This is a genomic window from Mucilaginibacter sp. CAU 1740, from assembly GCF_039839285.1.
In the GTDB taxonomy this organism is placed as follows: Bacteria; Bacteroidota; Bacteroidia; order Sphingobacteriales; family Sphingobacteriaceae; genus Mucilaginibacter.
The window spans coordinates 167,057-186,043 of the sequence record NZ_JBDOQS010000014.1 but is presented as its reverse complement, the minus strand read 5'-3'; the positions used below and the strand labels follow the sequence as shown (position 1 = coordinate 186,043).

At 42.7% G+C, this 18,987-nt stretch carries 22 protein-coding genes; 2 read left to right on the top strand and 20 right to left on the bottom strand.

Going from position 1 to position 18,987, the window contains the following annotated elements; translation table 11 throughout:
• Window positions 1-39: 39 nt before the first annotated feature.
• The 20 genes from AAFN85_RS25835 to AAFN85_RS25740 form a co-directional block, all read right to left on the bottom strand.
• Entirely contained in the window at window positions 40-624 is a 585-nt protein-coding gene (locus AAFN85_RS25835) for a DUF4142 domain-containing protein (protein WP_243487493.1), read from the bottom strand.
• Between the two features lie 59 nt (window positions 625-683).
• A complete protein-coding gene (locus tag AAFN85_RS25830; RefSeq protein ID WP_243487492.1) occupies window positions 684-1,103 on the bottom strand; it encodes an SET domain-containing protein-lysine N-methyltransferase in 420 nt (139 codons plus the stop codon).
• 59 nt (window positions 1,104-1,162) lie between these two features.
• Entirely contained in the window at window positions 1,163-2,299 is a 1,137-nt protein-coding gene (gene glf, locus AAFN85_RS25825) for a UDP-galactopyranose mutase (RefSeq protein ID WP_347530729.1), read from the bottom strand.
• Window positions 2,299-3,477, bottom strand: a complete 1,179-nt coding sequence (locus AAFN85_RS25820) for a glycosyltransferase (protein WP_347530727.1) — start codon at window positions 3,475-3,477, stop codon at window positions 2,299-2,301. Before AAFN85_RS25820 ends, glf begins: the two co-directional genes overlap by 1 nt.
• Window positions 3,478-3,695: 218 nt before the next feature.
• A complete protein-coding gene (locus tag AAFN85_RS25815) occupies window positions 3,696-4,274 on the bottom strand; it encodes a hypothetical protein (protein WP_243487489.1) in 579 nt (192 codons plus the stop codon).
• Between the two features lie 269 nt (window positions 4,275-4,543).
• Complete coding sequence (locus AAFN85_RS25810) at window positions 4,544-4,786, bottom strand: hypothetical protein (RefSeq protein WP_347530726.1); 243 nt, start codon at window positions 4,784-4,786, stop codon at window positions 4,544-4,546.
• Window positions 4,787-4,809: 23 nt separating this feature from the next.
• A complete protein-coding gene (locus AAFN85_RS25805) occupies window positions 4,810-5,151 on the bottom strand; it encodes a hypothetical protein (protein ID WP_347530724.1) in 342 nt (113 codons plus the stop codon).
• A 72-nt stretch (window positions 5,152-5,223) separates the two neighbouring features.
• Window positions 5,224-5,367 carry a hypothetical protein gene (locus AAFN85_RS25800; RefSeq protein ID WP_347530723.1) on the bottom strand — a complete coding sequence of 48 codons (144 nt, stop codon included), beginning with the start codon at window positions 5,365-5,367 and terminating at the stop codon, window positions 5,224-5,226.
• 192 nt (window positions 5,368-5,559) lie between these two features.
• Window positions 5,560-6,291: an acyl-CoA desaturase gene (locus tag AAFN85_RS25795; RefSeq protein WP_347530788.1), complete on the bottom strand. Its 732-nt coding sequence runs from the start codon at window positions 6,289-6,291 to the stop codon at window positions 5,560-5,562.
• 61 nt (window positions 6,292-6,352) lie between these two features.
• A complete protein-coding gene (locus AAFN85_RS25790; RefSeq protein WP_347530721.1) occupies window positions 6,353-6,577 on the bottom strand; it encodes a hypothetical protein in 225 nt (74 codons plus the stop codon).
• Window positions 6,578-6,590: 13 nt separating this feature from the next.
• Window positions 6,591-7,007: a response regulator gene (locus AAFN85_RS25785; RefSeq protein WP_347530719.1), complete on the bottom strand. Its 417-nt coding sequence runs from the start codon at window positions 7,005-7,007 to the stop codon at window positions 6,591-6,593.
• Window positions 7,007-7,282: a hypothetical protein gene (locus tag AAFN85_RS25780; protein ID WP_347530717.1), complete on the bottom strand. Its 276-nt coding sequence runs from the start codon at window positions 7,280-7,282 to the stop codon at window positions 7,007-7,009. The genes AAFN85_RS25785 and AAFN85_RS25780 overlap by 1 nt, the downstream gene beginning before the upstream one ends.
• A 102-nt stretch (window positions 7,283-7,384) precedes the next feature.
• Window positions 7,385-8,044, bottom strand: a complete 660-nt coding sequence (locus AAFN85_RS25775; protein WP_347530715.1) for a response regulator transcription factor — start codon at window positions 8,042-8,044, stop codon at window positions 7,385-7,387.
• A 6-nt stretch (window positions 8,045-8,050) separates the two neighbouring features.
• A complete protein-coding gene (locus tag AAFN85_RS25770) occupies window positions 8,051-9,616 on the bottom strand; it encodes a PAS domain S-box protein (protein WP_347530713.1) in 1,566 nt (521 codons plus the stop codon).
• Window positions 9,594-12,548 carry a CheR family methyltransferase gene (locus AAFN85_RS25765; protein ID WP_347530712.1) on the bottom strand — a complete coding sequence of 985 codons (2,955 nt, stop codon included), beginning with the start codon at window positions 12,546-12,548 and terminating at the stop codon, window positions 9,594-9,596. The genes AAFN85_RS25770 and AAFN85_RS25765 overlap by 23 nt, the downstream gene beginning before the upstream one ends.
• 82 nt (window positions 12,549-12,630) lie before the next feature.
• The gene (locus AAFN85_RS25760; RefSeq protein ID WP_347530710.1) at window positions 12,631-13,659 is read right to left on the bottom strand and encodes a chemotaxis protein CheB; all 1,029 of its coding nucleotides are present in this window, start codon (window positions 13,657-13,659) and stop codon (window positions 12,631-12,633) included.
• Window positions 13,656-13,952 carry a hypothetical protein gene (locus AAFN85_RS25755; protein ID WP_347530709.1) on the bottom strand — a complete coding sequence of 99 codons (297 nt, stop codon included), beginning with the start codon at window positions 13,950-13,952 and terminating at the stop codon, window positions 13,656-13,658. The genes AAFN85_RS25760 and AAFN85_RS25755 overlap by 4 nt, the downstream gene beginning before the upstream one ends.
• Window positions 13,949-14,311, bottom strand: coding sequence for a single-stranded DNA-binding protein (ssb, locus tag AAFN85_RS25750; RefSeq protein ID WP_347530708.1), 363 nt, complete (start codon window positions 14,309-14,311; stop codon window positions 13,949-13,951). The genes AAFN85_RS25755 and ssb overlap by 4 nt, the downstream gene beginning before the upstream one ends.
• Before the next feature lie 13 nt (window positions 14,312-14,324).
• Window positions 14,325-14,846 carry a DUF892 family protein gene (locus AAFN85_RS25745; protein WP_347530707.1) on the bottom strand — a complete coding sequence of 174 codons (522 nt, stop codon included), beginning with the start codon at window positions 14,844-14,846 and terminating at the stop codon, window positions 14,325-14,327.
• Between the two features lie 36 nt (window positions 14,847-14,882).
• Entirely contained in the window at window positions 14,883-15,920 is a 1,038-nt protein-coding gene (locus tag AAFN85_RS25740) for a fatty acid desaturase (RefSeq protein ID WP_347530706.1), read from the bottom strand.
• A gap of 388 nt (window positions 15,921-16,308) precedes the next feature.
• On the opposite strand from AAFN85_RS25740, the gene AAFN85_RS25735 reads away from it, so the two are divergent.
• Both AAFN85_RS25735 and AAFN85_RS25730 read left to right on the top strand, forming a co-directional pair.
• Window positions 16,309-18,114, top strand: a complete 1,806-nt coding sequence (locus AAFN85_RS25735) for a carbamoyltransferase C-terminal domain-containing protein (RefSeq protein ID WP_347530705.1) — start codon at window positions 16,309-16,311, stop codon at window positions 18,112-18,114.
• Entirely contained in the window at window positions 18,026-18,985 is a 960-nt protein-coding gene (locus tag AAFN85_RS25730) for a glycosyltransferase (protein WP_347530703.1), read from the top strand. The genes AAFN85_RS25735 and AAFN85_RS25730 overlap by 89 nt, the downstream gene beginning before the upstream one ends.
• The last annotated feature ends 2 nt before the right edge of the window (window positions 18,986-18,987 follow it).

Genomic DNA, 18,987 nt, shown 5'->3' with positions numbered 1-18,987 from the left:
TAATATCTCCTCTCTATGCTCTCCTGTAATCTTAAACCGTTAACGAAACTTTTGCTGTAACCGAAGCGCCGCTTCGTAATGCATTTTTAAAATTGGCAATGTCTTATCTATAAATTTGGTCATTTCCGGATAATGCACAAGCTTCCTGCCGTTCGTGAATTTTTTCATATCGCTTTCATGGTCTTTTACCATGGCATTCACGTAGCTTTTGTCAAACTCCGAAACGGATTTTGCATTAAGTTCTTCCATTGTTTTATGCTCCTCTCCTCCCGGAGAAGACGGTAATGCCATCCGCTTTTGCTTAGCTATCGCCTCAAGTTCATTTCCTGCCTGCATGTGATCTTTCTCCATCATTGCCCCAAAAGCCTTTATTTCGGCATTACCAGATTTGCGTTGTGCGAGTTTTCCCAATTCAACCTCTAACAGGCTGCCATTCGCAGCCTCTACAGCAAAATCGGCATCCGGGCCACTTAATGCTCTGGTGCCACGTCCACCTTTTTTATTGTTCAGTGAATCATAAAAATTGTTTGTACTATCGGCTTTGGCTTTACTGTCTTTAGGCGATCCGTTGCATCCGAAGAATACTATCGAAAGTGCAATAAACGTTATTGAGATCCTGAGCATATTACTTTATTGTAGGGTTAATAATTTATTTTGGTTTAAAGGTCGTTCAAGGCAGATTATCAATTATATATTGAACAAATAATATGACGGCAATTGGGCGATCTGCATAAACAGGCCGCTGACCAGGATGAGCCAGTTAAAAGCTGACCGTAGTCAACAGTTATTTCTGTATCGCCAAAAACTCTTTCTATGTTTACCAAACATCCTGTATCCGTGATAGTGGCATTCGGCTGGCAGGAGTGGTTTATCTTTTTAAAAATAAAATCTTCGGGTACAGCAGGGTCTATCCCATCAATTCCAATAATCGCCCTTTTATCTCTGAGGGACAATGCCGTTCGCAGTCCTAACCTTCTGCAAAGGATGGTGCTTGCAGGCAGATCGTCATTTGTAAAAAGGCCCAAACCATGAATACTGGATGCCTGGAAGATTAATATCCCCATACCATTATTGGGCAAGGCCATATCAAATATTTGATTCATAACTTAAATTATCGTGCAAGTCCGTTAACATTATATAAAAATGCTCCTCAAGGCCATTCTCAGTGAGATACCATGGCAACCACATCGCTGCCAATCGGGCGTTCAGCTGTCTCAGCCTGTATTTTTTTAAAGGTGCTAAGTGCCTGGGCAACTACCTGATCCATATTGTAGTACTTGTAGGTTGCCAGCCTGCCTACAAAATAGGTATCAGACTGGTCGGCCAAAAGCTTATACTTCCTGTAAATTTCCGCGTTTTGAGGCCGTGGAATTGGATAATAAGGATCGCCCTCCGCTGTAGGAAATTCATATACCACACTGGTTTTATGATGCTTTTGCCCGGTTAAATACTTAAATTCCGTAATACGGGTAAAAGCATAATCATTCGGATAGTTTATGGTGCCGGTTTGTTGAAATTGTTCTTTATCAAGCGTTTCAAATTTAAAATTGATCGACCGGTATGGTAGCTTGCCATAACAGTAATCGAAATATTCATCTACCGGGCCGGTGAAAATCATTTTATTGAAAGCGATAATTTCCATTATTTCGCTATAATCTGTATTGAGCATTACCTTAATATTGGGATGATCGAGCATTTTTTCGAACATCCTGGTATAGCCGTTCAAAGGCATTGACTGATAAGTATCTGTAAAATAACGGTCGTCTTTATTAAGGCGGGTAGGTACACGTGCCGTTACTGATGCATCAAGTTCTGACGGGTCAAGATCCCATTGCTTTTGTGTATAGCCTTTAAAAAATTTGTTGTAAAGATCACGGCCAACCGCTTTAACTACCACATCTTCGGAAGTGCGAACCAGACCGACATCTTCTGCCCTTGTGGCAAAGAAACCTTCCAGCTCCGCACTGCTCAACTGCATATTATAAAGCGTGTTAATTGTTGTAAGGTTGATTGGAACAGGTACCTGTTGCCCGTCCAGATCAGCCAGTACCTTGTGTTGATAATGCCGCCATTCCGTAAACCTCGATAAATGATCAAACACCTCCTTACTGTTGGTGTGAAAAATATGAGGCCCATACTTATGTACAAGAATGCCCTCGTTGTCATAATGATCGTAGGCGTTTCCGCCAATATGGCTTCTCTTATCAATAAGCAGCACTTTTTTATTTTCTACCGATGCGAGCCTCTCGGCGAGTATGCTGCCTGCAAAGCCAGCGCCTACAATAAGGTAATCAAACATTATGAATGGGCAATGGTATTGTAAACAATCTGGGTTGATTTGATCATGTTATTCATTACCGCCATCATCCCTTCGCATGTTTCATCCCATGAATTATGCGCCAGGAAAAAATCCACCTTTTGCAACCACTCTTTACGGTCGTCGCGTTGAAGTTCCTGTTCGGCAAGTGATAAAAAATCCTTTGCGTTATTACCAATCGATACCAATCCGTATTTACCATAAGGGTTAATTACATCCTCAATAGCCGTTGAGATTACCGGTAGACCAGCTGCGAGATACTCAGGCGTTTTGGTAGGACTAATAAATCTGGTAGATTCATTAAGCAGGAATGGTATCAACGCAATGTCCCAATCCGCAATAAGTTCAGGGAGCTTTGCGTAAGTCCGGGAACCGAGGTATTTGATGTTTTTGTTTACCGGCAATGTAGCCGGGTCTATTTTAACCACCGGCCCTACAAGTATGATATCCCAATCGGGCCTTAGTTCGGCTATGTTTCGGATAAGCTCAATATCAAACCGTTCATCAATCACGCCATAAAATCCAAGCCTGGCAGCCTTGTTAGCCTTGGCGTTTTTTAACTCCCTGGCTTTTAAAAAATGTGGCTTGTCAATACTGCTCGGGAACGCGTGAATATTGTTGTGTTGGTTCTTCTTTGCTTCAAATAAAGAATATCCCCCCGTGAAAACAACGTCTGCTGTTTGCAATAATTCTTTCTCTAATGTTTTAATAGACTCAGGCGCAAATTTGAAGGCGGATAATTCATCCATACAATCAAAAACAGTAATTTCCGGCCTATATCCCCTGCTAAACTCCAAAGCCATCGGTGTGTAGTACCAAAACCCGTAATCATTTACAACGTGCCCGGTCATAAACTCATCAAACAACCGTTTTTGAATTTTGAGCGAAGCTGTGATGCTTAATCCTTTTGGAAGCTGCGGAGTAACTACAGTTAATTGCGTGCCACGGGATGTGTAGGCATAATAAGGAATTTCAGTATCTGAGATAACCGGCTCTTCGACATAAAAAACATTCCTGATTTTAGCTAACCGGGTTAGCAAGTGCTGAGGCCTTTGAAAAACAAAATCCCAGCGTAAGTGAGAAAAACACACCAGGTTGCCAGGCAGGTAGTTAGATGTAGGTTTAGGATACCGCCCGAGAGGCTTGCTAATTAGTTGCATATCATGTGTTTGTTTAATAACACAAGCATTAGTAAGTTAAATTGTTTTAAAAGTAAAAAATATAACTTATTATTTAAATCGCAATGATTTAAATTTTTCAAATAAAAAGCCCCTTACGGGGCTTTGGTTGTGGCTTGTACGATAATAATCTGCAGAATATTTTTTTCAAATATATTGCAGATAGGTACTTTCACATTGATTAATACTTTAATATTCTACTATCTCGCGTCAGATTTCACTTTATTTGCGGTACGTTGTCCCGGTAAATAGATCTGAAAACCGAACGATAAATTCAGGTTGCTTTGGTAACCCTGGCTACCAAAACCACCTAAGCCATTGTATTTCAATAAAGTTTCTAAACCAATACTTGGTGTAATGAAGTAAGCGAAGCCCGGCCCAAAACTAAAGTTCAAGCCGTTAGTATTACCGCCACCATTACTGACGTTAACTCCACCCAGACCTACTGTGGCCTCGCCAAAGATACGGCCGTGGCGAAGGATCTCCACGTCAGACCCTGTGTAGTAACGACCTAAGGCACCTACCCCGTAACTTACCGTTGTATTTGATCCCTTTGCTGTTTCTATCCCCAGGTTGACATATCCACCTAAGGCCACGTTATCCCTCACAAACCAGGCGGCTTTTGGCGTAATATCCAGGCTGAATATTTTCGGGTCGTTTAAACCAAGGTTGATGTTTGCAAAATTGCCGCCTACCAGCACGTTACCCTGCTGAATTTGCGCGTTTGCTTTAAAGCCGGTAACGGCCAATACGATTAATCCTAATAATATTTTTTTCATTTGATTGATTGTAATTTGATGATTGTTTTGGGTGTTATTATAATTGAAAGGCACCTGATTTTGCGGTGCTCAAAAGGTCTTTAAAACAAAACCAACGCGCAGTTATCCTAAGGAAATAAGGATCCCTATGGTTGGTTTTGTAGTTGTAAACAAATTGAGATTAGGATAATAAACCTTAAAGAAAAATTGGTAAAAGGATTAGTGATGGCCCTTTACAATCTGATTAAGCCCTACGGTAGGTTATTCGGCTTATGTGTTTGTTTAATTGATCAGGATTCTTTATCGTGACCTTCCAGTTTTACCAGCTTATTGTATACGCCGAGTAAAAGAAACGGCGCAGCCCATTGTCCCACAAACAATGCAGTATGTTTCTTTTGTAAAATTTTTAAAGTGAGTGACGCGCCCATTGCCGCCAAAGCTGCCCAAAGAAAAATATCTGATGGTAGTTTCGCTGTTTGTTTTTCGATAGCCTTAGCCACCGGTCCTTCACTGGTTGATTTGTTGTTTTCCATGTTTGTTTTTGTTGATAGTATGATTATTTGTGTTTAAATACTTTGCTGATAGAAATGCGGATGAAGATATTTTGCAGGCTTAACTTTAGCGTTTTTGCAAACAAGGACATGATAAAATATAATAAAGCAACGCATCCAAACCCTTTCCAACCGGAATGGAGCAGATGTGCCGCAAAAATGCCAAGCGTTATGCTGACGAAGAGGAAGGTTAATAATAAAAGCACAACAACAACCAAGTCGGTGATCATCTCGGCAATGATGCCACTTGCTTTGTGTACTCCTTCATATTTTAATAATTTAAATTTTGTTTCCAGGTAACGTTCAACCTGTTTAATGATAGTTTCAGGTGTAGTTGTTTTTTCCATTTCTCTTTAAAATATTCTGGTATAAGTTTTTGGCTTGAATTATCAACCATTAACTATTTCATATCACTTTTTTTAACCGGCACTGCTATCGTCAGAAACATCGTTGCTGGGATAAGTTTTTACCTCTCCGTTATCCAGCTTTACTTCTACTTTGTCTCCGATGGTATCCAAAACTTCTCCATTTCCACCTGGTGTAGTCACCCGTTGTCCTTTCATATGTGTCATGCTTTAAATTTTTGTGGCGTGCGTTAGATTTATAATAGGGGTATTTTATATACGTGTGCAATTACAATGCCTTTTATTTTAAATTAAATAAATTAAATAAATTAAATAAAAATTAATTTAAAACAATGTACATGTAAGCGTGTAGAACGCTTTGAATTTTGTGATCATAAAATATACATCGCTTCAATATGCCTTTCTTAGTTTGATAATTTTTAGCCAATGCATCATTTTCATCACAGGGTAAACAGGATCGATCTCGAACCAGCGTTTACCAAAATTTGCACTGTTAGGATGACGGTGATGGTTGTTTTGAAATAATTCGCCAAGCATCAGGAAATCAAACGGCGTAGTGTTTTTGGACTTGTCCTTATTATCATAATTAGTGTAGCCATATTTATGACCGCACCAGTTAACAATAGCGCCATGAACCGGCCCCATGAGGTAATGAACAGGCAGTAAAAGAAACAGCCACCAATGAGTGGCGAAAGCAATATAAAAGCAGGTATAAGCCAGGGCGAAAATCACTCTCGATAACAAGGATGAACCCATGCGGTCAATAAGCGGCCATTCCGGGTAATAGCCGGAAAAGCGTGTGTCTGGTTCTTTAGTCCTCTTTAAATGGTCTTTAAACGTATTCACCGTTGCTTTTACCATTTGGAAGATATCTGTAAAAAAATGCGGCGAGTGCGGGTCCAGCTTTGTATCACTATAAGCATGATGCTCACGGTGCATAGTTGCGTAGGCACGCGGATTAAGAAAAGAGGCGCCCTCAAAAAAGTAAGCCATCAGGTAAAATACCCGCTCCCATACCTTACTTGTAGTAAACATACGATGAGAAGCATACCGGTGCTGAAAAAAAGTTTGAAAAAACAACGACAGAAACCAGTGGGCAATAAAAAATGAAAAAATGATCAGCATAAAATTCAATTAAAATATAAATGGGGTAAAAATGGTGGGGATAAAAGGAAATACAGTACTACATAGTGGACAATTCGGTAAGTTTTTCACCGATCTTTTCAGCATAAGAAGCACTGATGTTTTGGGGAATGATCTCCCAACGTTCATCTTTCCGGTAAAGCAATACATTTTTGCCTCCTGGAATCAAAACCACCCAACCCGGAAAAGCGAAATTATTTACTGGTTGTATTCTTAATTCCCTGGCCAAGCCGGATTCAGGATCCTTAACGCTGATGATGATCATAACGGTTAGTGTTTTAATAAACCTTTGTACCTTTTTCGTTATGTTCTTTTTTTGAAAGCAACTCATGTGTGCTATCAGTCAGTAAATTGATCCGGGATATAAGGTCAACCACATTAAATGGCTTGGCTATAAAATCGTCGCATCCATAAGTCCCTTTTTCAAGGCCTTTATTGGAATACGCGGTAAGGAGAATAACCGGAATAGCTTTAAATTCCGTGCTTTTTTTTAACAGGGCGCACCAGTCGCCCCCGGATAAACCCTTTAAAGAAAAATCCAGCAGGATCAGCGAAGGTTGATAAAACCGCACCAAACTCAGAAAACCACCGGTCTTTTCTATAATATCTGCTTCGAAACCTTCGTAATCCAACACCATCTGTAAAACTTCCAGTACGGCTACGTCATCGTCAAATATCAATATACGCTTTCTCATCAGTTCACCTCCGCATTGACATTGATCTCGGTTAAATCTACCAACACAATAGTTTCATCAATAACCATGGCCATTTGCCTCGGCTCCTCACCTATCTTGAAATAAGTACCAAATCTTTCGGGAAGTTTCTTTAATGAAGGGGCCCGTTTTACGGGTAATAAAGTGATGCAGATGTCGGCGTCTTCGCCAAAAATGCTGGTGGTACGCGATAAACAGTAGCGGTAACCCTGTCCTATCAGGGTTTCCAATAGCTCGGTAGTTAAAATTTTTTGCATAGCCGTAGATTTTTATCAAAGGTACCCGGCCAGATTTTTCCTATAATGGTTATAATACCAATATGCTGATGTGGTTAATACTCCTTTTTGCTATAAATGGCTTTATATGACGCCATTAAGCATGGCAAAGCGGATCAGGGCGACCGTATTGCGCGAACCGGTTTTGTCGATCAGTTGCTGCCGGTGATTTTCGATAGTACGTTTGCTGGTGAAAAGTTTATCGGCAACTTCCTGATTGGTGAATCCCTCGGAGATAAGAGTCAGAATTTCTACGTCAAGCGTTGAGAATTCAATGTTTTCAATATTTTCGTTGGTTATCATATCTGGGATGGTCAGCAGGCGGTTCAGGAAGCGCCCGGAAAGTTCAGCGCAAATATACTGCCCGAACTGGTGGGTATGGCAAATGGCAAAAATCAGTTCGGCTGTGCTGATGTTTTTTAGCAGGTAACCGCTGGCCCCGGACTTAAATGCTTTGATCACATATTTTTCTGTATCCAGAGCACTCAAAATAATTACTTTCAGTTCGGTATAATTCTGCTTTAAGTTTTCAGTTAGTTCTATCCCCCCCATAGCAGGCATATTCATATCCACCAGTACAATGTCGGCTTTAGTGCCTCGTTCAAGCAATCGAAGTACCTCAACACCATTATTGGCCTCGCCGGTTATCTGAAACGATTTTTCTTTTTCCAGCATAGATTTAATGCCCCCCCTAACAATAAGGTGGTCGTCGGCTAATATGATGTTTATGGGAGCGTTTGCCATTGTTAATTATTCTGGTCTTATTTCGAGCGTAATTTTCACCATCGTACCAGTTCCGGGTTTAGAGTTAATATCAATGGATCCATTATAGAGGCTTAGCCTGTTCCGGATGCTGCTAAGCCCCGATCCTGAGGTAATATCTCCCGGCTTGCCAATCTCGAAACCCTTTCCATTGTCCGAAACTGTTAATTCAACATTTTTGTTTTTTTTCACTTCAATAATGATCAAACTTGCTCCCGAGTGCTTCATGGCATTATTGACCAGTTCCTGCAAGATTCTGAAAATATTAGATTCCACAGGTAGATCCATCCGCTCGTTTAGCCTCATGAGCTTGGTTTTGATGATCATCTTCGGCGTGGTTAAGCGACTGGCCATTTCTTCTATAGTCGCCCGGAGCCCAAAATCACTCAGGATAGCCGGTGCCAGTTCGAAAGAGATATTCCGCGTTTCTAAAACGGCCATATCAAGCAGTTTATAAACGCCCTTCAGTGCTTCTGCCGCATTGTCCGAATCCAATAAAGTGCCAATCTTTATCCTAATGCCGTATAACAGCTGGCTCACACTATCATGCAAAGCCTCGCTGATCCGCGAACGCTCATTTTCTTCCGCGTGAATAGTTGCCAGTGCTATATTCCTCTGCTGCTCGTGTTTGACGCGGACGGCTTCCTCTTCAAGGTCTTTTTTTGCAGTAATGTCCATCATGATCCCCACAAACCTGTTTGGTTGTCCCGGTTCGGTGATCACATGTCCGCGGATGCTGGCAAAGCGCGTATTACCGCTCTGGTTATCAAAGCGGCAAACCAGATCGATAGACTTCTGATTATTAAGCGCGGTGCGAAATTGCTGATCGACAGCAAGGCGATCGTCCGGGTGGATGAGCCCAATAAATGTTTGATACCGGCCGTCAAATTTACCTCCGGGTATGGCACAGGTTTGATAATTAAACTCATCCAGGTAAAACTTCATGGTATCCAGTTCCAATTCCCAGGTACCTGATGATGAAGCTTCCAGGGCCAACTCCAACCGCTCTTTTGTTTTGGCCAATACCTTTTCCGCCTCAACCCTTTCGGTAATATCCATAACCGCGATATCGCATTGAAGCGGTAAATTCCGTACGGTGTTAACCATTATGCCTTCCATCTGCACGTAAAACACACGCCCTCTTCTGGACAACATTTTTAACTGGCGACTTTGCTTTCTTCCGCTGTTCAAAATTTCACGAAAAAAAAGGTGATAAGTATCCCGGTATTCGGGGGCCACGAAACTTTGCAGCCTGTTGCCGATAATATTACCCTTAACGGTTTCCAATAGCGAGATGCCCGCATTGTTCACTTCACTAACCAGGCCGTCTTTATTAAGGATATAATAGCCAATTGGTGCGAGGTCGTAAATTCCGGAAAATTTGAGATGTTGCATCTCCAGTTTTTCATTGGCTACGCGAAGCTCATCGTTCTGCATTTCCAGTTCGGCCTGGTGCAAATGCAGTTCTTCCAGCACTTTTTGCAGGCGCATTTCATTAAGCGATTTCCCGCTTACTTCTGTTAACAAATCATTATGCACTGCTTTGACTTTCATTGATCCTTAATACGATTAAAGGCGTTGTTTCCGTTTGCTCGAAAAATGGGCGGGCGTTCAGCTGGTATATTTTAGGCTGCCTGGTTTTGGTAGTTACGGCTGCTGATACTTCCTTCCGTTCATTTAAACACTGGCTTAACAACAGTTCGGCCTCTTCTGTTTTCCATAGTTTCTTTAAAAGCTCCGCCGCGTTTTTTCCCTGAAGATCATGTTGGGTTATTTTAAACAACTTCAGCGCTGTTCCGTTCGCACTTATAATAACAAAATTCTTGTTCATTTGAATGGTAGCCTCCGGAAGATCATTTAAGATGGATGCGGCATAATCTTTCAAAACTTCAAGGTTTGATTCCATAAGCTTAAAGTCTGTTATTTGAGTAAGGGTTAATACAGCACCCGAAATATAGTTATCCAGGGTACGATAAGGCATGATCCGCACGCGGTACCATTCGTTATCCCTGGTACGCAAGTCTGTAACCTTAATGGTCAGCTTATCAATCACCTCACGGATTTCATCTTCATTTATAGGTTTTTCGAAATTAGATACCACATGACTGATAGGCCGCCCAACATCGCTTGCGATGAGGTTGAATAAATGGCGCACCTGCGGGGTGTAGCGGAGGATATTCAAATCATTATCAAGAAACAGCGTACAAACTTCCGTTGCGTCCAGCAGGTTTTTCATATCGTTGTTCAGCCGGGTCAGTTCTTCCGCTTTTAACTGGTATTGGCTATTCACGGTCATGAGTTCCTCGTTTAACGACTGCATTTCTTCTTTCGTGGTCAGCGATTCCTCATTGGTGCTCTGCAGCTCTTCGTTGGTGCTTTGCAATTCTTCATTACTTAGCCTGAGTTTTTCCATCGAGCTTTCCATTTCCTCAACAGTAGTGTTTAGCTGCTGCTTGGTATAAACCAATTCTTTTTTTAACGCCTCAGCCATTGCATCTCCGTCCGATGACGACAGATGTTGCGCTTTTTTACTTACTTCTATCAGTCCATGATCTTCAAATACAAACATTACCAGCGCAGGCATTTCATGCTCCCGTACAGCTGTAGCCCGTATGCTTACCAGGTGGCTATATTTGCCATCTTTTAAGGTGATATGTTCTCTTACCTGTGTATCGCCGCTTTTAAGCGCCTGCTGTAAGCTACTGGATAAAGCGTATTTTAGTTCCTCGCGGGCCAGTTTTAAAATATTATTCGCTACTGTTTCGCCGCGGGGCAGTTCCAGGTATTTGCCGGTATTGCCGTTATTATATAGGATATCACCCTTTTCGTTAACCAGCACCGAAGGCGGCAGAAATTTGTCGATTAGTACTTTATTAAAAATATCTGTAAAAGAACGTTTTTGCTTGGTGGTATTCACTTCATGAGGTTTTACTGTGTGTAAAGGTTGTTTGGATGCCTGGTAGGGAAAGTCGATCATATCACGCAGCGCGATGTTACCTTCCTGCCGCCCAAATAATTTCCATTTAGGATCGAGCGAACGAAACAGGTCAGTTAAGCCGCCTATCGTTTCGGCCGGCCCCATGAACATAATTCCGCCTGGATTAAGGGAATAGTGAAACAAGGGGATGATCTTTTTTTGAAGCTCCGGTGTAAAGTAGATGAGCATATTTCGACAGCAAAGCAGGTCGAGTTTGATGAATGGCGGATCTTTGATCAGGTTTTGCTGCGCAAATACCACAAGATCTCTCAGTTCTTTTTTTACACGATAACGGTCGTCCTCGCGGGTGAAAAAATTCTTCAGGCGAGCGGCCGATACTTCGGCTACAATGTTTTCGTGATAAAGGCCGGCTCGTGCATGCTCCAAGGCAGCCGGATCAAGATCTGTAGCGTAAATCTGAACCTTCGGCATAATTTTCCGTTTGAGTTCTTCAAAGCTTTCCACCAGCAACATAGCAACAGAATACGCCTCTTCGCCGGTAGAGCAGCCCGCTATCCAAACGCGAACGGGCTCATCAACTTTCTTTCGCCCTATCAGTTCTTTCAGCAACTGTTTTAAGGATTCAAAAGCCTCGGCGTCCCTAAAAAACTTGGTAACCCCTATCAGAAGTTCATTGAACAGATTATCAATCTCTTCCGGGTTATCCTTAAGGTATGCCGCATAATGCGCGTAATCTGTAAACTGGTAATAGGCTATCCTGCGTTCTATCCGGCGTGTAACGGTAGTTTTTTTATACAGCGCAAAATCATTACCCGTTTGCGAACGCAGCAACATCAATATTTTGTTAATGGCATTGTTGTTTTTTAATGACATCTTCAGGTCGTCATCCACTTCTTCCGCTATTACGGGATGGTTCAGATACTGAATGATCTTTAACGGCATTTCTTCAGGGGCAAGCACATAATCAATCAGGTTGGTGCCTATCGCTGCCAGGGGCATGCTGTCGTAGTCCGCGGTTTGCGGATCCTGGGCTATCGTCATGCCCAGATTTTCCTTGATCATCCGGATGCCCGTTTCCCCGTCAGCACCCATTCCTGATAAAATTACAGCTACCGATCTGTTCCACTGGTCATTAGCCAGGCTTTGAAAAAAATAATCGATGGGTTGCCTCACTCCCTCCGGTTTTGACGCGGCTAACAGCAGGAGTTTACCATTATGGATGCCCATATCTTTATTGGATGGAATGATATAAATATGATCCGGCCCGATTGCCATGCCATCGGTGGCTTCAATTACCGGGATAGCGGTATAACGCTGCATCACTTCAGAAAGCAGGCTTTTGTGCAGCGGATCAAGGTGCATAATGATTACGACGGCCATACCGCTATCAGCAGGCATGTTTGCAAAAAACTTTTCGTAGGCTGAAAAAGAACCCGCTGAACCGCCGATGGCAATAACCGGAAACGATTTTGACTTTTTACCGCCGGCCTTTACCCGCTTTTTTTTTTGAGCTATTTCCGGTACGACAACTTTTCTTGATTTGACCATCTGGTTTCCGCCTGGTTTGATTTGTAAGGTTAAAGGTAATTAAATTCGACAGCAATCTGCTATCCATGCTGTTTAAAGCAAGCTATGAAGGCAGGTCGCTTTTAGTAGCCTTATCATCAGCGAGTAAAATTGCCCTGATCCTGTCAATATGAACCTGAGACAAAGCGGCGCGTTCTTCGGCAGAACGTGCGGCGGCTCCTGTTTGTCCTTTGGCGAGCGTGGTGAGCAAATTTCGCCGCTCCTCAAACATGCGTAACGCCACCCACATCGTTTCCTCAATTTTATTAGTTTGCTCGGCTACCAAACTTGCCGCGGTGTAAGCATGACCGGTATGGCAGCGGTACCGCAAAAATGAGCCTTCTTTTATCTTCCACAGCACGCCGCCACAACCCGGGCAGTTAAAGGGTACCTGATGGCCCAGTTCATTTACCGCGGCAAGGTCGCTAAGAACACGCTCGGCTATCTTAACTTCCAGTTCAATATCCTTCGGAATCTTCACTTGCTTTTTTGCCGGGGCTGCCAATATTTTTGTGAGCGCAGCTCCCATTTTTGCTATCGGCAACCGGTAGATGGTTTTTACCTGGTTCAATGCGTTTTGCGGCATATCCGGGTATTCCGCGTCGTTAGGGTCCTGTATGATACAGGTACCTCCACATCGTTTAATGGCAATAAGGCCAGCTGTACCGTCGTCCAGATATCCGGTAAGTACAATGCCGGTTACACGGTTGCCAAAAGCAACCGCTGCAGAACGGAACAAGGGATCGATGGCCGGCCTTGATCGGTTTTCCTGCGCCCCTTTGGTTATCTGCAGATGCCCGCTTTTAGATACCATCAGGTGATGATCGGATGGCGCCAGGTACACCTTTCCGTTTTCAAGGGGAGCATCTTGCGTTGCATGAACGCATTTAAGCTCAATACTTTCATTTAATGCCTGCAAGAGAGCATCGCCGGAAGCATCGCCGGATATATGTTGTACAATGAGAATAGGTGCCGGAAAATCTATCGGGAATTGGTGCAATAATTTTATGGAAGCGCTCATGCCACCGGCAGATGTACCAATCATGACTATTTTACCACTTTCCGGTCTGAATATCTTTGATATTATTTTCATTTATTGAGTTGAGATAAAGCTTCTTTAGCTGAGTCGTAGGCTATCGCTTTCATCCAGGTATAAATTCGCTCTTTGTCTATTTCGTAATCAGGTATCGAATGCCAAATTTTTTTAAACGTTTCTTCGAGAACCCGCTTTGCCAGCTCCTTGTTTCGTACTATGCGAATAATACTCAGGAAAAGAAAACCCGCATAAGTATCATATAGTATTTCCGCTGCATTTTTTTCACCGCGTTGTATCAATAGGCAGAGTTCTGCATCGGAGATCCTGGTGTCTTCCGGATAGGCTATCATACGCCTTTTATTTCCGGCACTTCGTCAAAATCGCTGGTTCTGCCCAACAACCTGAAATACATAGCTACAACCTCGGTAATTTTTATCATGCCTGAAGGATCATCTAAAAAGCGGGTTTGAAGTTTGCCTTCCACACAAATCAATTTGCCTTTTTTTAACACCTTAAACGCATGCTCCGCAACACCGCGCAACATCACAATATTATGGCACTCAGTATGCTCGGTTTTGACTCCGTTTTTTATTATACGCTCTGCAGTAACCAATTGGAAACTTGTAATAGCAATATCGTTGTTGATATAACGAAGTGCCGGCTCTTCTCCAACGTTCCCTACCAGCATAACTTTGTTGATCCCTCCCATTGTTTCGATGAAATTAATTGATGTACCGTGCAGCTATCTGGACGAATAAGCTCCGGTCTGCTTTTGATTCGTCGAAATTTTCTTTCAACAACTGCTGGATTTGCTTATTAGGCATTTTTATAGAAGCCATTTGTAACGGTTGAAAGGAAGCAAGTTCTACACTTTCAATAAGAGATAGATAAAATAATAGAGATAGATCACGTAGTTCAGCTTCTTCCTTTTTATGATAGATTCCTGAAAAACCTGATTCCATAAAGCCTATCAGTTCTTCGCAGTTTTTTAAAGACGGTACTTCGTCAAGGAGCGTAAAAATCTCTTCAATACGGGCAACCTGTTTGCCTATATCTTCCCAGGTCTCTAAAATAGCATGTTTCAGATCCTGGAAATGCACATGTTCCGTAAGTTCGGGCAATCGCTCAAACAAATGCGATTTAGCACAGAAAATCCGGTTCAAATGATTAATGAAAAAGATGCGAAGCTGATCCTGATTTAATACAGGGCCGGATGTTTTTTTATCGTTTGTGGGTTCATTCATTACAGGCTGTTGATTTGGATAATTAAGTTACTGTGGTTATTGATTTAGGTTGGCATTTTTATGTGGCAGATAGTAACGTTCATAAAACTGCTTTTTGTTATCGCGGTACTCGGTGACCGCACCCAGCCAATTCATCATCCTGATATAATACCAGGCCAGATCAATCTGGTGTGGTTTAAAACCACTACGGGCACTTTTTGGATATAAATGATGGTTGTTGTGCCACTCGCCTGCTACCAGACCTGGCCATAACTGGTTGATCGATTTGTCGTTTTGGTTATAATCCGTTCCCTCACGTTGTTTATCCTTCCCTTTGGCGTGGCCGTCATAATTAAAAGTGCGCACCCCAACCGCCCAGAAGCCAGCAGCTCCAAACAGGCTAAACGCAAGTGCATTTCCACCCACCAGGTAAAATGCCCCATACCAGAAACCCCAGTTCAGAATCCAGGATAATACAGCCCTGTAAGGATTAACGTACGAGCCCCATTGCTGGTATTGCGCATAGGTGTTGGCTTTTACTCCTGTATGTTTCATGAGAGACCGCACCCTGTTGTAATCGCCTTCGCTCAGATCTTTAGCGATCGGCTGATGGTTAACATCGGCCAAAAAGCAATAAAGAAAACCGGCCTGCGCATTATAAGGGTCGCCGGGCTGATCTGATTTAGAATGGTGAACATGGTGGGAGATCACATAAATTTCTTCGGGGATCACATTAATGGTGAGATTTTGGGTAACAAAGCGCCAGAAACCGTTACGAAATTTATAGGCTCCATGGGTACAATACCGGTGATGCCAGATGGTACCGTGTGTGCCCATAATGATCATGCCGTATACAAACGCCGCCAACAGTGTCCACCAACTCAGATAATATGCCAAAAACATCACAAAAAAAACCGATAAGCAAATCACTTTTATCCAGCTGAATGCCGGAAGCCAGTTTCTACGGGTTCTAAAAAGATTTAACCTGGAAAAAAACTCTTTTAAAATTTGACCTGAGGTTGGTTTAACCAGGACCCCGGCAGGATCTTTCCAACCATACGATGGAATTTGCAATACATGATCTAAGAATGGCATTTTGCTTTTTAGGTAAACGAAAAAAAAACACAGTTTCCCGCTTTTACCAAAGTTCGGCTTAGGGATTTTTACATCGGTGTATAAAAACACATATCAACCCGGATAAGTACTCGATATTTTTTCAAAATAGCCGTTTCGATTATCATTGACTAACAAAATCATCTCTTCCTGTAATTGCGTAAACTACGTTAAATGATCGTGATAACTACTGAATTTCAAACTAACTACAGCAAGAATAATACAACAGAGTATTGATTTTCAAATACTTAATAAATAAACCTTTATATCCGCATACCTATTTTACCATCTGCTCGGGAGATGCTAAAAACTGCATGAACAGTGTCCATGTTATTTAAGCTGAAAGCAAACAGGTTAGAAACTATAAAGTATGTACACATTAGGAATAAATGCCGTTTTTCACGACTCGGCGGCATGTTTATTAAAAGATGGACAACTAATCGCAGCTGCGGAGGAGGAAAGGTTCACCCACTTTAAACATGGCAAAAGGCCGGTACCATTTTCAACCTGGGAATTGCCCTTTCATGCCATTGATTACTGCCTGCGCGTAGCCGACATTCATATCAACGATATAAATCATGTAGCTTATTCATTCGATCCTTATCTATTGGTTGGCGAACAATACTGTGGTAAATCAACCATAGAGATACCATTTGAAAACGGCGGAAAAATTGATAACAATGATTGGTTGAACGTATGGGACCCGCTGTTTTTATCTTCCATTATGAACGCGCGCGCGCAGCTTAATGATGGTTATCCTCATCATCTTCAAAAACGCTTTATAGGCGCAAATATAAAACCGGAGCAATGGCATTATGTAGAGCACCATGTGGCCCACGCCGCCAGTGCCTTTAACTGCTCGCCCTTTAATGAGGCCGCGGTAATGACCGTTGACGGGCGTGGCGAACTGGCTACAACAACTTATAATTTTGGCGCCGGGCAACAGCTAACGCGCATAGGCCAGGTGAATATGCCGCACTCTTTGGGCTTGCTTTACGAACAGGTTACAACCCACTTGGGCTTCCTGCACTCCTCTGACGAATACAAGGTAATGGCTTTGGCCTCCTACGGCAATACCGATTTTGTAAAGGATTTTCGGGAGATGATCACCTTGAGCGCTAATGGTCAATACACTATTACCAATCAAAATTTCACAGAACGATTTGGACCGCAACGCTTGCGCCATCATGAATTTACATCCCATCATTTCAATATTGCGCATTCACTGCAATTGGTAGTAGAGGAGACTTTGCTGAACATAAGCAGTTGGCTGCAAAAAGAAACCGGCTCCGGAAATTTATGCATGGCAGGCGGCGTGGCGCTTAACTGTGTGGCCAATGCGCGTATAAGAGATGCCAAAGCATTTAACAATATCTGGGTGCAGCCGGCATCCGGCGATGACGGTACCGCTTTAGGTGCCGCATTATGGATAGACGCACAGCAGCGAAAAAGCAATCAACGTGAGTTTGTGATGGACCATGCCTATTGGGGGCCGGAATACAGCGACGATGAAATTGAAAAATTCATGAAATGGTGCAAATTGCCATACCGCCGCATGGAAAATGTTGCCGAAGAAACGGCTGAGGTGCTTGCACAGGATAAAATTATAGGCTGGTATCAAAACAGGATGGAATTTGGCCCAAGGGCTTTGGGTAGCCGCTCCATACTGGCCTCGCCTATCAATCCCGATATGCAGGCACGCTTGAACGAAGTTAAAGATCGGGAAGATTTCCGGCCTGTAGCACCGGTTGTGCTTGAAGAGGAAGCCGGCAACTGGTTTGAAGGTGCCGATTATTCGCCTTTTATGTTGTTTATATACGATGTTAAAGCGGATAAAGCCGACCGGATCCCTGCTGTGCGGCATACCGATGGCACAGCACGGATACAAACAGTGAACGAACAGCAAAACAAAAAATATTATGATCTGCTAAAGGCCTTCTATCGTAAAACCGGCATTCCTGTACTGATCAATACTTCGTTCAATACGCTTGGTAAACCTATAGTTTGTACACCACGCGATGCCATTGAATGTTTTTGGAGTTCCCCCTTTGATGCTTTGATCATTGGTTCATTTATAATTGAAAAACATGCAGATATCAGTAGTAATCCCAACATACAAGCGACCGCAATTACTCAGCAAATGCCTGAAAGCGCTTCAGTTGCAGTTGCTGAATAAACAGGAATTTGAGGTATTGATAATAAGCGATGGCCCCGATGAGGAGACCGAAGCAGCCGTGAGTGAATTTAACGGACTACTGAATATCCGTTATTTCTGCCTGCCGGATAAAAAAGGACCGGCCGCTGCCCGAAACCTCGGCTGGCTTACCGCCAAAGCTGCTGTTGTGGCATTTACCGATGATGATTGTCAGCCCGATAGTACATGGCTTAAGGCCATACTTGCAGAAGCTGATCCCACCAGGGCGCAGGCATTTACCGGTCGTGTTATTGTACCGAGGGGCAAGCGCCCTACCGACTACGAACTTAACACAGCAGGCCTGGAAACCGCCGATTTTGTTACCGCTAACTGTGCCTGTACAAAACTCGCCCTGTTTATTACCGGCGGTTTTGATGAACGGTTTAGCATGGCATGGCGTGAAGACAGTGACCTGGCATTCAAACTGATCTTCCATCATATTGATATCAAAAAGATCAATCACGCAACGGTAGTTCATCCTGTACGCCAGGCAAGTTGGGGTGTCAGCCTGAAAGAGCAAAAGAAAACCTTATTTAATGCATTACTTTATCAAAAATTCCCGGCACTTTACCGTGTTAAAATCCAATCCCAGCCCCCTATTTTATATTACCTGATCATTGCCTGTTTTATGGTTTTTATCATCGGGTTATTTTTTAATGCTTCTCTGCTTATAGCATTTGGGGGCATGGGTTGGTTAATACTTACTACTTATTTCATCGCCAGGCGATTGTACCGTACCAGCCGTTCGCTCAGGCATGTGGCTGAAATGATCTTTACATCAATACTCATCCCTTTTTATTCCATTTATTGGCAATGGTATGGAGCTTTTAAATACCGCGTATTATTTATTTAAAC

Bases quoted from the DNA above. Each gene is read 5' to 3' on its own strand.
- AAFN85_RS25755 (WP_347530709.1), bottom strand. From the start codon at position 13,952: ATGATAGCCTATCCGGAAGACACCAGGATCTCCGATGCAGAACTCTGC.
- AAFN85_RS25820 (WP_347530727.1), bottom strand. From the start codon at position 3,477: ATGCAACTAATTAGCAAGCCTCTCGGGCGGTATCCTAAACCTACATCT.
- AAFN85_RS25765 (WP_347530712.1), bottom strand. From the start codon at position 12,548: ATGGTCAAATCAAGAAAAGTTGTCGTACCGGAAATAGCTCAAAAAAAA.
- AAFN85_RS25815 (WP_243487489.1), bottom strand. From the start codon at position 4,274: ATGAAAAAAATATTATTAGGATTAATCGTATTGGCCGTTACCGGCTTT.
- glf (WP_347530729.1), bottom strand. From the start codon at position 2,299: ATGTTTGATTACCTTATTGTAGGCGCTGGCTTTGCAGGCAGCATACTC.
- AAFN85_RS25835 (WP_243487493.1), bottom strand. From the start codon at position 624: ATGCTCAGGATCTCAATAACGTTTATTGCACTTTCGATAGTATTCTTC.
- AAFN85_RS25830 (WP_243487492.1), bottom strand. From the start codon at position 1,103: ATGAATCAAATATTTGATATGGCCTTGCCCAATAATGGTATGGGGATA.
- AAFN85_RS25745 (WP_347530707.1), bottom strand. From the start codon at position 14,846: ATGAATGAACCCACAAACGATAAAAAAACATCCGGCCCTGTATTAAAT.
- AAFN85_RS25810 (WP_347530726.1), bottom strand. From the start codon at position 4,786: ATGGAAAACAACAAATCAACCAGTGAAGGACCGGTGGCTAAGGCTATC.
- AAFN85_RS25740 (WP_347530706.1), bottom strand. From the start codon at position 15,920: ATGCCATTCTTAGATCATGTATTGCAAATTCCATCGTATGGTTGGAAA.
- AAFN85_RS25790 (WP_347530721.1), bottom strand. From the start codon at position 6,577: ATGATCATCATCAGCGTTAAGGATCCTGAATCCGGCTTGGCCAGGGAA.
- AAFN85_RS25780 (WP_347530717.1), bottom strand. From the start codon at position 7,282: ATGCAAAAAATTTTAACTACCGAGCTATTGGAAACCCTGATAGGACAG.
- AAFN85_RS25770 (WP_347530713.1), bottom strand. From the start codon at position 9,616: ATGAAAGTCAAAGCAGTGCATAATGATTTGTTAACAGAAGTAAGCGGG.
- ssb (WP_347530708.1), bottom strand. From the start codon at position 14,311: ATGGGAGGGATCAACAAAGTTATGCTGGTAGGGAACGTTGGAGAAGAG.
- AAFN85_RS25785 (WP_347530719.1), bottom strand. From the start codon at position 7,007: ATGAGAAAGCGTATATTGATATTTGACGATGACGTAGCCGTACTGGAA.
- AAFN85_RS25760 (WP_347530710.1), bottom strand. From the start codon at position 13,659: ATGAAAATAATATCAAAGATATTCAGACCGGAAAGTGGTAAAATAGTC.
- AAFN85_RS25730 (WP_347530703.1), top strand. From the start codon at position 18,026: ATGCAGATATCAGTAGTAATCCCAACATACAAGCGACCGCAATTACTC.
- AAFN85_RS25805 (WP_347530724.1), bottom strand. From the start codon at position 5,151: ATGGAAAAAACAACTACACCTGAAACTATCATTAAACAGGTTGAACGT.
- AAFN85_RS25735 (WP_347530705.1), top strand. From the start codon at position 16,309: ATGTACACATTAGGAATAAATGCCGTTTTTCACGACTCGGCGGCATGT.
- AAFN85_RS25775 (WP_347530715.1), bottom strand. From the start codon at position 8,044: ATGGCAAACGCTCCCATAAACATCATATTAGCCGACGACCACCTTATT.
- AAFN85_RS25800 (WP_347530723.1), bottom strand. From the start codon at position 5,367: ATGAAAGGACAACGGGTGACTACACCAGGTGGAAATGGAGAAGTTTTG.